General features: G+C 64.7%; 2 protein-coding genes and 1 pseudogene. All 3 read right to left on the reverse strand.

Annotated features, from left to right (window positions below):
* Positions 1-110 (reverse strand): annotated as a pseudogene (locus tag EN893_RS30510) (SH3-like domain-containing protein); the annotation flags it as partial.
* Entirely contained in the window at positions 107-730 is a 624-nt protein-coding gene (gene nthA, locus EN893_RS30515) for a nitrile hydratase subunit alpha (protein ID WP_127271239.1), read from the reverse strand. The pseudogene EN893_RS30510 and the gene nthA, both read right to left, overlap by 4 nt.
* A gap of 80 nt (positions 731-810) precedes the next feature.
* A partial coding sequence (locus tag EN893_RS30520; RefSeq protein WP_164901255.1) for an efflux RND transporter permease subunit occupies positions 811-2,137 on the reverse strand: 1,327 nt, incomplete at its 5' end.

A 2,137-nucleotide genomic window follows, 5' to 3' on the forward strand; every position in this document is an offset into this window, starting at 1 on the left:
GTAGCGCGGAGCCCCCGCCTTCCCCAGCGGGCATGGAAAGAGGGCCCGTCCTTTTCGGGCGCGCCGGGGCCGACCCCCATCGGCCCGCCAAGATCGTGCGGCCCGTTCATGCCGGCTGCCCCTCTATTTCAGGTCTTTGGGCCAGGCCGGTCCCGATCATCGCATCACGGCTGACCAGCTCCGCCAGCCGCTCCTCGCTCCAGCCCTCGGTGCCCTCAGGCCGCATCGGCACGACGAGATAGCGCAGCTCCGCGGTCGAATCCCAGACGCGTATTTTTGTCCCGGCCGGCAGCGTGAGTCCAAATTCTTCCAGCACGCCGCGCGGATCGATCACCGCGCGCGAACGATAGGGCGGCGCCTTGTACCAGACCGGAGGCAGGCCGAGCACCGACCACGGATAGCAGGAGCACAGCGTGCAGACGACGAGATTGTGCGTCTCCTCGGTGTTGAACACCGCCTGCATGTGCTCGCCCTGGCGGCCGGTATAGCTGAGCGATGCGATCGCCGCCGTCGCATCGCGCTTCAGCCATTCGGCATAGGCGGGATAGCTCCAGGCTTTCGCCACCACCCTGGCGCCATTGCGCGGGCCGATCTTCGTCTCGTAGGTATCGACGATGACGTCGATCGCGGCCGGATCGATCAGCCCCTTCTGAGTGAGGATGGTTTCCAGCGCGCGCACGCGGGCGGCAAACGGATCGAGGTCGTTGTCGTGGTCATGATCGTGTGACATGGCCGCAAACTACGTTTCCAGTGATGCCGCCGCAAGCGCAACGGCTTGGGCCAACGGCACATGGCGCTGGCCCTGTCACATCATTCGGCCGCCGCCCGCTGCGGTTCGGGCAGCATGTCTTCCCTGGCCTTGAATAGCGACGGCTGATCCCCCGCTTCGACCGGGCCCGTCTCGCCCTTGCGCTTCGACCAGAGCCCGACCAGCCAGCCCGAGAGATTCTCCATGTAGACATAGATCACCGGCGTCACGAACAGGGTCAGCGCCTGCGAGGCAAGCAGGCCACCGACAACGGCAACGCCCAGCGGCTGGCGCAATTCGGCGCTGGCGCCGGTGCCGAGCGCGATCGGGAACGTGCCCATCAGTGCCGCCAGCGTCGTCATCATGATCGGCCTGAACCGCATCAGGCAGGCCTTGTGGATCGACTCGGTCGCCGACATGCCTTCTCGTCGCAGTTCAAGCGCGACGTCGACCATCATGATGCCGTTCTTCTTGACGATGCCGATCAGCATCAGGATGCCGATCACCGCGATAACAGACAGATCCATGCCGGCGAAGCGCAGCGCAACGACCGCTCCCAGCACGGCCGATGGCAGGCCGGTAAGGATGGTCAGCGGGTGGATGAAGCTCTCGTAGAGGATGCCGAGCACGATATAGATGGTCAGGATTGCGCCGCCGACCAGAAAACCCTGGTTGGCAAGAGAATCCTGGAAGGTCTTGGCCGTGCCGGCAAAGGTCGTCGAGATCACCGTCGGCATGCCGATCTGCTCCTTGAGCGCATTGATGCGCGTCACGCTGTCGCCCAGCGCCACGCCCTGCGGCAGATTGTAGGAGATGGTCACGGCTGGAAGCTGGCCGAGCTGGTTGACAGTCAGGGCGCCGGCCGTGCGATCGACCCGGGCGAAGGCGCCGAGCGGAACAAGACTGCCGCTCGCCGTCCTCATCTGGATGGCCAGCATCCGCTCGGGCGACCACTCGATCTTGGGATCGAGCTCGGTGATGACTTCGTAGCTGTCGGCCGAACCGAAGATTGTCGAAACCTGGTCGGTGCCGAACCCGCCATAGAGGGCGGAGCGCAACGTGTCGGTGTCGATACCGAGCTGGGCGGCCTTGTCGCGATCCACCACCAGCGTCGCCTGCAACGCATTGTTCTGCAGGTCGCTGGTGACGTCGGTGAAGTTCGCATGGTCGGCAGCCATCGCGTCGTTCAGTTTCTGCGCCCAAATATCGGTCAGGCCGGTATCAAGGCCCTGAACCACGAGCTGGTAGGCGCTGGCCGACGACCGCGAGCCCAGCCTCAAATTCTGCACCGGCTGCATGTAGGTCTCGATGCCCGCCACGCCGGCCAGTTGCTTGCGCAGGTCCGAAAGCACCTTCTCGATATCGGGGCGCTGGTCCTTGCCCTTAAGC

It is taken from the genome of Mesorhizobium sp. M7A.F.Ca.CA.004.04.2.1, from assembly GCF_004022825.1.
Lineage (GTDB): Bacteria > Pseudomonadota > Alphaproteobacteria > Rhizobiales > Rhizobiaceae > Mesorhizobium.